We start from the raw sequence: 9,201 nt of genomic DNA, 5'->3' as shown, positions 1-9,201 counted from the left end.
GCAAGTTCCACCAGCTTGTCCAAATCTTCGCCGAGATGGGGCGGGTCTTGGTGGCCTACTCAGGCGGGGTCGATAGCAGCCTGGTGGCCAAACTGGCCTGGGATCAGGTGGGGGAGCAGGCCCTGGCCGTCACCGCCGCTTCCCCGGCGCTGTTGCCTGAAGATCTGGAGGAGGCCATCCGGCAAGCCCAATACATCGGCATTCGCCACCAGATCGTCGAGACTCACGAGTTGCAGGATCCCCGCTACGCTGCCAACCCTGCCAACCGCTGCTACTTCTGCAAAAGCCACTTGCACGACACCCTGCGCCAGGTGGCTAAAACTCAGGGATACGACCACGTGGCAGATGGCCTTAACGCCGACGATCTGGCCGACTATCGACCGGGAGCGCAGGCGGCCCGAGAGCGAGGCGTGCGTTCTCCCTTGGCAGAGGTGGGGATGAGCAAGCTGGAGGTGCGGCAACTCTCTCGCCACCTGGGTCTGCCCTGGTGGAATAAACCGGCCCAGCCCTGCCTCAGCTCCCGCTTTCCCTATGGCGAGGCAATCACCGCCGAGAAGCTGCGTCGAGTGGGGGCGGCAGAGCGCTATCTGCGCAGCTTGGGCTGGGAGCAGGTGCGCGTGCGCTCCGAGAAAGATACTGCCCGCATCGAACTGCCCCCTCATCAAATCGTGGAATTTGTGCAAAAAACCGATCTGGCAGCGCTGGTCAAGGCCCTGCAATCTTTTGGTTATCTCTACGTCAGTCTCGATTTGGAGGGCTACCGCAGCGGCAAGCTCAACCGCGCCCTCAACCCTCCCCCGCCGACAACGGGCTGAGCCAGCCTAGGGGCTTGGGCTAAAGTTTTGTGCCAGGTTTAGGGGAATATGAAAGGGTTTTGGTGGCTCTGGCTTTGCTTGGGGGTGTTTGGTCTGGCAACGGCTGCTCCTGCCTCAGCCCAGAAAGGCCGGGTGGCAGCTGCTCCGCCAGGGGCTACGACTGACGCCCTTGCGGATCGCACGTTACGGCTGCGCTCGGATCGCCAAACCTTCGACCAGCGGGCGCAGGTTTTCCTGGCCGAGGGCAACGTGGAGATGCGTCTGGGCCGCTCTGTGCTGCGGGCAGATCGCTTGCGCATCGAGCTGCAACAGCGGCGAGCGGTGGCCGAGGGCAACGTTTCCATCGAGTTGGATCAGCAGCGCATCCAGGGATCCCGGCTGGAATACGACTTTGGGCGGGAGCAGGGCTTTTTGGAAGAGGCCTTCGGGCAGGTGGATATTGGCCAGTTGCAGGCCAGCGGCTCTCCGGCAGCAGCCCTCTCGCCGCAGCGGCTGGTGCGCTTTCGCGCCGTTCGCATCCGCTTCGATGCCAACAACTGGGAAGGAGAGCAGGTGCGGCTGACCAATGACCCTCTCGATCCGCCAGAGCTGGAGATCCGCAGCCCGCGGGCGACCTCTACCTTGCAGGCGGATGGTTCCAGCCTGTTGATTGCCGAAGCTGGCCAACTGGTTTTCGACCAGGTCTTGTTTCTGCCCCTGCCCATTCGGCTGCGTTTCGACTCATTGAACCGTCAGCCTCCGGTCAGCATTTTCTACGATGACTTCGACCGGGAAGAGCTGCGGCGCGGCCTGATCCTGCAGGCCAACTTCGAGCTGCTGCAGGATCCCCATCTCAGCCTGGTGCTCTCCCCACAACTGTATCCGCAACGCCTTTGGGGCAGCGATCAAGGGATCCGCGATGGGATCGGGCTGCGGGCTGATTTTCGTTGGCGGCAACCGGAAGCCAATGCCCAAACCTCGCTGTTTGCCGAGCTGCGCGGGATCGTCTTCGAGGAGTTTGCCCGGCGCTTGCGGGCTCAGGTCGAACACCGCGTTACCACCGGCAACGGCGGCCAAGTCACCTACACCTATGCGTATCAGGAGCGTTTTTTCAGCGGGCGGCTGGGGTTCCAGATTGTGGAGAATCGCCTTGGTGCCAGCTACAGCTCGCCCACCCTCCGCCTCGGCAACACCGGTTTGGATTTCAGCTACCGCATAGCCGCCGACTACATCGACGCCCTGGGACAATTCGGCAACATCGACACCGATCCCGATCTGGCCTTGGCCAAGACCACCGAGCGCATCCAGCTCGCCCGACTGCAACTGGGGGCAGCCCTAACTCGTTCTTTTCCCCTCTGGCGACCCCCTAAGACGGCGTCGGATCCGCCGCCCCGCTTTTCCGCTTTGCCCATCGAACAGGGAATCTGGCTCAACACCGGCGTCAGCAGCAGCCAGTCGTTTTACTCCAATGGGCGCACCCAAAGCTATACTGCCGGCAGCATCGGCCTCGACGCGGTGATCGGGGCTTTTGCGGCCAATACCTTCGACTACACCAACCTGAGGGTGACCTACTCCAACGGTTTTTTGGCCGGAGCCTCGCCGTTTTTGTTTGACCGCATCACCACGCGGGAGCAGCTTGTTTTGGGCTTTTTACAGCAACTGTATGGTCCGTTGCGGGTAGGGGCAGAGACGACGGTGGATCTGCAGTCAGGCCAGCAGGTGGACATCACCTACCGCCTGGGTTACGACCGCCGCACCTATGGATTTAGCTTGCAATACAATCCGGTGCGCCAGTCAGGGGCTCTGGAGCTGCGGGTGGAGGGCCTGAACTGGGAACCCAGCCCAGCTCAGCCAAGGCCGGTGACCGGCTCAAGCCTTGACGAGCCTTGATCTCAGAGTCCTGAGAAAGGAAAAAATCTCGACTACTACTATCTGGAGATTTTCTATAGCAATTGCGACGCTTCGAGAAGGGATCCCCGTCTAAATCCACCTCGCCTCCAAAGGGAGTTTTGGAATCGAAACGGTAAGATAAAATACAGAACTCTTCTGGGATCTATTTTTGTCAGTTGGGATCGCCGTATCGAGGGCTACCGCAATGATCCCCAGACGGTGCTAGCGTGGATAATAAGCTGAGCAAGGCAGGCTGGTGAGCTATTATGCAGACCCTCGATGCGATCCCCGCGAAAAAACAAGCAGAGCGAATAACCTGTAGCTACATCAATGCGACCAGCTCAATCCAGGTGGCTCGCATTACCAACATTGAAAACTGGTACTTTGAGCGGGTGGTTTTTCCTGGGCAGCGGCTGCTGTTCGAGGCGGTGCCAGGAGCCAAGCTGGAGATCCATACGGGCATGATGGCCAGCTCCATCTTGACGGATATCATCCCCTGCGAAAAGCTGCGCGTACGAGAAACGGAGCCGCTGACGGTGGTCGCTTAGGTTTCCAGGCCGCAGAGCAGAACCTAGGTCTTGTGGCTTTGCTGCTTCTCCTCTTCCCCTGTCGGAGTAGGGGAAGGCTGGGGTGAGGGGCGAGGCTTGGGCGGCAACGGGATATCGAGGAAGCGGGCGCTCAACCGCACCGGGCTGGTCTCGCGCCGCTGCGGCAGCCACGGGATCCCCAGCCAACGGGCCGTGAGCTCCAGCAAGCCGGGGGGCAACGTCGGCGTAGGGGTGGGCGTTGGCGGCGGCGTGGGATAGAGATCCAAGCGCGGGGGGCGCGGGGTGCTGACCCGGAAAGCATCAGGAGGCGGCTGGGTCAGCGGCACGTTGGGATCCCCGCACCCCAGCAGGCCCAAACCCAGCAGGATGTACAGCGCTGCGGTGCCTCTGCTTCTCATGAACAAGCTGCCGAACATCGACCCACCAGACTATCACTGGGATCCCAGGACTCTGAGGCGGCTTTGCAAATCTGCCTCCAGGGCAGATAGCTCGCGGGCCATGGTTACGTAGCGGTTGGCAGTCAAGTTTTTGGCGACAAATTGTTCCAACAGTTGCTGATCCCGGGCAACCATTTGGTTGAGATACTGAGCTACGGAGGCTTGTGGATTCTCGATTAAAGCTCTGCACACCTGCAGCGCCATTACCAGTTGGGCCCGCACCTGCAAAAAGAGCGACTGGATATACCTCTGCTCGGCCTCACTCAGTTGGCGAAAATCTCGCCAATACTGGCCCCCCTCCAGCGACTGTTGTAGCTCTTGCACCCAGCGGTTGTACTCTTTTACCTTGCGAGCTAAGTCGCTGGCAAACTCCATGATCTTGGGTGAGCTACTGAGGAGATGGGCCTCTTGCCAGCGCTGGCGGATGCGGCGCAGGCTCTGCTGTAGCTCCAGGCTGGCCCACAATAGCCCCAGCAAAACCACCCCCAGCAACAGGACGGCTGCTGCATACAGCAGCCAATAGCCGGGATCCCGCATCCCCAAGAAGATCACCAGAGCAATCACCAACAGGCAGAGGGCCAGCATGCCCCAGAAGCGCAGTTGCTGTTGTTGCAGGCGCAGGTACTCTCCCCTCAGGCCAAAAGCCTCACAGGAAGCCTCCAGATCCGCGTCCATGATCTGGCGAAACTCTTCTGCAGAGATCGGCTCAGCAGTGATCATCGAAGACCCTCTCAACGCAACCTGGGTGAGCGGACTGAAGTGCAGCTCCTCAGGATTTGCCCTGCCAATTCCGCGCGGCTTCCGTACTCTCCTCCAGCGGCTCCAGCACCTCGCTGGCTGGAACTACCATCAGCCCGTAGCCCCCTTCGCGACAAAAATCAACGATCTCCTGGGTATCAAAGCGCTCGGCCACCGGCTTGGGCAGCCCCTGCTGGGCCAGCCTTTGGGCATATTTTTTCGCCCCGAAGGCGCTCTCAAACGCAATAACAATGTCCTGCCCCCCGATCTGGCGTGTGCAGATCCCCTCTTGGCCATTGGCTTGGTAAAGCAGCACGATGACCTGGGGGGGTAAGTCTTCTGGGCTAGCCCAAGCCAACTCCTTCTCAGCCTGGGATCCGCCGCTGAGCAACACATCCCGTGCCTCGTTGAGCCGCGCCAGTTGCGCCTCCAGCAAGGGTCTTTGCCGTTCGTCCTCCAGCTCCAAGAGGGCGGTACTGAGGGTTTGATATTCTCGCAACCATTTCCTCCGGATCTCCCGTTCGCTGGCATCCGACGGCAGGTTGAGAACTTGGAGGGCCTCGGTGGTGTCCATCGACAGCCTCTGCTCTGATTGAGAGGAACGTAACTGTCCACAGTCTAGACTAACCGCTCTGGGAACCTTGAGAGGGGGACTCTTCCAGGGATCCCCGGCACTGTCAGCCGGTCGTTGGGCAGGAAGCGGAACTGCTGAACAATTCCCCTTGCGCCACGTTCGAGATGCCGCCAGCGGGGTGGGCAGCTATCGCGATCCCTTTTTGTGCCTGGATCTCAGGCGAGCGCCTTGGCTAGCCGAGGCCCTTGGCCAACTGGATAGGCAAATCGGTCAGAGCGGCAAAGAATGGTGTGGCACAGCAAGTAGAGGTTGCCTGCCAGCAGCTACTGCAAGTTGTGAAAGAATCGCTGCTCTACCGCTGCGCGGGAGCAAGCTAGCAGGGCTGCAGAGAACGTCAAGGTTAATTCTCAGTTAAGAAAAAAGCCGTTGCGGGGTGTAATCTAGCTGCATCTATGAGAAGATGGTAAAGCTGTGCTTTTTGTTCGCACGGCTTCGGTAGTCTATCTGGCCAATTAGGGGATAGTATGCTGCACACACTATCTGGCCAATTAGGGGATAGGTCTCTGGCTCTGATTGGGATCCACTGCATCCTAGAGCTTTACGACTGCCCGGCCAAACTTCTGGATGATGTCTCCCTTGTGCAACAGGCCTTGCGGGAGGCAGCAAGACGCTCCAACTCCACCCTCTTGGGTGAGCTTTGCCATCCATTTGAGCCACAGGGGATCACGGCGCTGGCCCTTTTGGGAGAATCCCATATCTCCATTCACACCTGGCCCGAAGCGGGCTATGCAGCGGTGGATGTGTTCACCTGTGGTCGCCACACGCGGCCCGAAGCAGCCTGTGAATACTTGATCCAGGTGTTTCAAGCGCGGCGGCATTCGCTGCGCAAGCTGCCTCGCCGAACCACGGATGCGGTACCTGTTGAAGAGATGGCGGATTTTCCCGAAGCGCTGAGCTGTGAAACGGCCAGACGAAGGCGCTGAGATCCCGCCGCTTTTTGTAAGGGGTTCTATGAACATCCCAAAGAGCTTCTTCTGGGCACAGGAGTACTTCACCCCCTGGGACTACACTGCCCGTGCCATCACGCGCATTCTGGCCTACCGAAAAACCCCTTTTCAGGAGATGCTTATCGCCGAGACGGGAGCCTACGGCAAGGGCCTGATGCTGGATGGCCACTGGCAGTCCACCACCGTGGACGAATTCCTGTACCACGAGGCTCTGGTTCACCCGGCCCTGGTGCAGGTCGTCCAGGCGGGTGGGATCCCGCGGCGAGTGTTGATATTGGGCGGTGCGGAGGGGGCGACGCTGCGGGAGGTGCTGCGTTGGCGCTCGGTGGAGCAGGTGGTGATGGTGGACATCGACGGGGAGGTGGTGGAGGCCTGTCGAGAGCATCTGCCGGAAATGCACCAAGGATCCTTTGAGGATCCGCGGGCAGAGGTGGTGATCGCTGACGCCTTGGATTTTCTTCACCAGACGGAGCCGGTCTGGGACGCGATCCTTTCCGATCTGTCGGATCCCATTGAGTCCGGCCCGGCCTACCGCCTCTTTACCCAGGAGTTTTTTTGCCAGATCCACTCGAAGTTGCGGCCCGCTGGGGCTTTTGTCATCCAAGCTGGGCCGACGGGGCCGGTAGAGTTGTGGCAGCACACTCGCATCGTTCACACCCTGAAAACGGTGTTTGCTGCTGTGCAGCCCTACGCTATCTACGCCCCCACCTACGGCGGGCCGCTGGGGTTTGCCCTGGCAGCCCAGGATCCCATCTCTTCCAGGCCGGAGCCCGAACAGGTGGATCAGATCCTGGCCCAACACCTGGATCCCGCCCGCGGAGCGCTGCGCTTCATCGATGGCATCACCCTCCTGGGACTCTACCAGGTTCCCGCCCACCTGCGCCGCGCCATTGCTGCTGAGACCACCGTCTACACCCTAGACAACCCTCCTCAGGTTGATTAATGGGATCCTGAGATATTTGTCTTCGGTGCCATAACTTGGTAGATTCGTGAGCAGCCGAATTTCGCTTCCCTGATGAAAGTCCTGGTTATTGGTGGTGACGGATACTGTGGCTGGGCAACGGCCCTACACCTGTCCAACAGGGGCTATGAGGTGGCCATTCTTGATTCCTACGTGCGCCGCCTCTGGGATCTGCAGCTAGGGGTTTCTACCCTGACGCCCATTGCCCAGCTCGAACAGCGGGTGGATCGCTGGAAGGGGCTGACCGGCAAGGATATTCCCATTTTCGTTTGCGACGTCACCAACTACGAGGCCCTCATTTCTTGCATGCGTCGCTTTGAGCCGGAGGCCATTGTCCACTTTGGCGAGCAGCGCTCTGCTCCCTACTCGATGATTAGCCGCGAACATGCGGTGATGACCCAGGTCAACAATGTAGTGGGCACCCTGAACATCCTCTACGCCATCAAGGAGGAGTTTCCCGACTGCCACCTGGTGAAGCTGGGCACCATGGGTGAGTATGGCACCCCCAACATCGACATCGAGGAGGGGTACATCACCATCGAGCACAACGGCCGCAAGGACACCCTGCCCTATCCGAAGCAGCCGGGTTCCATGTATCACCTCTCCAAGGTGCACGACAGCCACAACATCCACTTCGCCTGCCGCGTCTGGGGCCTGCGCGCCACGGATCTCAACCAAGGAGTGGTGTACGGCGTGCTGACAGAAGAAACTGGTATGGATGAGGTGCTGATCAACCGCCTCGACTACGATGGCGTGTTCGGTACGGCCCTAAACCGCTTTTGCATTCAAGCCGCAGTGGGCCATCCGCTGACAGTGTACGGCAAGGGGGGCCAAACCCGTGGCTTCCTGGATATCCGTGACACGGTGCGCTGTGTGGAGTTGGCCATCGCCCATCCCGCTGAGCCGGGCCAGTTTCGGGTGATGAACCAGTTTACGGAGCAATTTAGCGTGGAGCAACTGGCGCTGATGGTGCAAAAAGCCGGAGCCACCATGGGGCTGAAGGTGGAGATCAACTACCTAGAAAACCCCCGTGTCGAGCTGGAGGAGCACTACTACAACGCCAAAAATACCAAGCTCCTAGACCTGGGCCTACAGCCCCACTATCTGTCTGACTCCCTTTTGGACTCGCTGCTCAACTTTGCTCTCAAGTACAAAGACCGGGTGGATGTGCGGCAGATCCTGCCCAAGGTGAAGTGGAAAGGCTAACCCTTCAGGCAAGCTTGAGCTAGGCTTAGCCAGCCGCGGGCCAGGTTCTCCAGGTCATAGCCCCCTTCTAGGCCGAAGACGGTCTTGCAGGTCACCTCCTCCAGGCAAAGGCGGGCCATACGGCCAAAATCTTCCGGCTCCAGCAGCATGCTGGCCAAGGGATCCCCTTTGGCACAGTCAAAGCCCGCACTCACCAGCAGCAAATCCGGTTGGAAGGCTCGCAAGAAGGGCAAAACCTTCTCATCGAGAGCCTTTTTATAGGCCGACCAATCCGACCCAGCAGGCAGCGGCACATTGCAGAGGTTGCCGTGGATCCCGGTTTCCTGGGCCAAGCCCGTGCCGGGGTAGAGGGGGAACTGGTGGATGGAGGCATAGAGCAGTTGAGGGTGGCGCTCCACCACCGCCTGCGTGCCGTTGCCGTGATGCACATCCCAATCAAAAATTGCCACCCGCCTCACCCCCGGCTGATCCAGGGCCCAGAGGGCGGCAATGGCGGCGTTACTGAAGAGACAAAACCCCATTGCCCGTTCCGGCTCCGCGTGATGCCCCGGCGGGCGACACAGCACCAAAGCCGGCTGAGCTGCGGCCAAAACCGAGGCCGAAGCAGCAATCCAGGCTCCCACCGCCAAGCGCGCCGCCTCGAAGCTTGCTGCGGAAACGGAAGTATCTGCGTCGATGCGTCCCCCGCCCCTCGCGGCCAACTCGGCCACCTGTTGAATGTGCCAGCGCGGGTGAACCCGCTCCAGTTCCGCAAGATCGGCCAAGGGGGGATCCCGCCACTCCAGGCAGTCGGCAAAAGAAGCGCTGCGCAGCGCCTTGACAATGGCCTGCAGTCGAGCCGGGCGCTCGGGATGAAAGGGGCCCGTATCGTGGCGAAGAAAGGTCTCTGAATAGTAGACGGGCAACATACCAGGGCGAGGCAATGTTCTCGCAGTCTAGCCTAAGCCCGTGCTCCTCTACCCGTAAAAAGCTTCCGACATGGATCCCGCATAGGGGTCAACGCCAAAAGAAGCTTGTTGCAGCTTCTGCTTGACCACATCCCGCAC

At 60.0% G+C, this 9,201-nt stretch carries 10 protein-coding genes; 6 read left to right on the top strand and 4 right to left on the bottom strand.

The features are described 5' to 3' along the window. From larE to NW852_RS01705, 3 genes are all read left to right on the top strand, one after another. Positions 1–815, top strand: an 815-nt coding sequence (larE, locus tag NW852_RS01715) for an ATP-dependent sacrificial sulfur transferase LarE (protein WP_414426417.1), incomplete at its 5' end; no start/stop codon positions are given. Positions 816–863: 48 nt separating this feature from the next. Continuing rightward, positions 864–2,684 (top strand): DUF3769 domain-containing protein, encoded by a 1,821-nt coding sequence (locus NW852_RS01710; RefSeq protein ID WP_414372215.1) that lies wholly within the window; start codon positions 864–866, stop codon positions 2,682–2,684. 266 nt (positions 2,685–2,950) lie between these two features. Continuing rightward, entirely contained in the window at positions 2,951–3,232 is a 282-nt protein-coding gene (locus NW852_RS01705; protein ID WP_414372214.1) for a DUF1830 domain-containing protein, read from the top strand. Between the two features lie 23 nt (positions 3,233–3,255). Here NW852_RS01705 and NW852_RS01700 read toward each other — a convergent pair whose 3' ends face one another. Genes NW852_RS01700 through NW852_RS01690 form a run of 3 tightly spaced genes read right to left on the bottom strand, consistent with a single transcriptional unit; the run spans position 3,256 to position 4,981 of the window. Further along, positions 3,256–3,630, bottom strand: coding sequence for a hypothetical protein (locus NW852_RS01700; protein WP_414365645.1), 375 nt, complete (start codon positions 3,628–3,630; stop codon positions 3,256–3,258). A gap of 33 nt (positions 3,631–3,663) precedes the next feature. After that, a complete protein-coding gene (locus tag NW852_RS01695) occupies positions 3,664–4,389 on the bottom strand; it encodes a hypothetical protein (protein WP_414365646.1) in 726 nt (241 codons plus the stop codon). 49 nt (positions 4,390–4,438) lie between these two features. Further along, positions 4,439–4,981 (bottom strand): DUF3110 domain-containing protein, encoded by a 543-nt coding sequence (locus tag NW852_RS01690; protein ID WP_414365647.1) that lies wholly within the window; start codon positions 4,979–4,981, stop codon positions 4,439–4,441. A 524-nt stretch (positions 4,982–5,505) separates the two neighbouring features. Between NW852_RS01690 and speD the strand changes: the two genes are divergently transcribed. The 3 genes from speD (at position 5,506) to NW852_RS01675 (ending at position 8,155) form a co-directional block, all read left to right on the top strand. After that, entirely contained in the window at positions 5,506–5,964 is a 459-nt protein-coding gene (speD, locus tag NW852_RS01685) for an adenosylmethionine decarboxylase (protein ID WP_414365648.1), read from the top strand. A 28-nt stretch (positions 5,965–5,992) separates the two neighbouring features. Further along, on the top strand, positions 5,993–6,931 hold the full coding sequence (locus tag NW852_RS01680; protein ID WP_414365649.1) for a spermidine synthase: 939 nt from the start codon (positions 5,993–5,995) through the stop codon (positions 6,929–6,931). A gap of 72 nt (positions 6,932–7,003) precedes the next feature. Further along, complete coding sequence (locus NW852_RS01675; protein ID WP_414365650.1) at positions 7,004–8,155, top strand: NAD-dependent epimerase/dehydratase family protein; 1,152 nt, start codon at positions 7,004–7,006, stop codon at positions 8,153–8,155. Here the strand turns inward: NW852_RS01675 and NW852_RS01670 are convergent. Then, on the bottom strand, positions 8,152–9,063 hold the full coding sequence (locus NW852_RS01670; RefSeq protein WP_414365651.1) for a histone deacetylase: 912 nt from the start codon (positions 9,061–9,063) through the stop codon (positions 8,152–8,154). The genes NW852_RS01675 and NW852_RS01670 overlap by 4 nt on opposite strands. Positions 9,064–9,201 lie beyond the last annotated feature (138 nt).

Origin of the sequence: Synechococcus sp. H60.1 (assembly GCF_047462335.1) — a bacterium.
Taxonomy (GTDB): domain Bacteria; phylum Cyanobacteriota; class Cyanobacteriia; order Thermostichales; family Thermostichaceae; genus Thermostichus.
This window is presented reverse-complemented; position numbering and strand designations above follow the sequence as displayed.